Here is a 300-nt window from a genome sequence, read left to right as displayed (position 1 = left end):
ACATAAAACTAGATAAGAAAGCAATAAGTACGCTCCAAAAAAACAAGAGCGAAGAGAAAAGTATTGAACGGATAAAAAAAGGAATCGCAGAAATGGAGGCCAAGATTCCTCTCGCCAAGATCTACGAACACGATCTCGGCATCCCCGACTCCCATATCCTTGGCAGCAAGAATATCCCCTTCCATGTCCTGCTCTGGCGCAACCAGCGGGTCTATTACTTCACCTTCTCCAAGCCGACCGAGAACTCCGCCCAGCGCATCAAGGACCTAATCGCCCGTTTCCGCACCCGCGAGCTTTACG

General features: G+C 49.7%; 1 pseudogene. It reads left to right on the top strand.

Annotated elements, in window-relative coordinates:
- Positions 1–92 precede the first annotated feature (92 nt).
- Positions 93–300, top strand: a pseudogene (locus ACLJNW_RS24315) (hypothetical protein); the annotation flags it as partial.

This window comes from Salmonella sp. SAL4457, assembly GCF_046548235.1.
GTDB lineage: Bacteria > Pseudomonadota > Gammaproteobacteria > Enterobacterales > Enterobacteriaceae > Salmonella > Salmonella enterica.
This window is presented reverse-complemented; position numbering and strand designations above follow the sequence as displayed.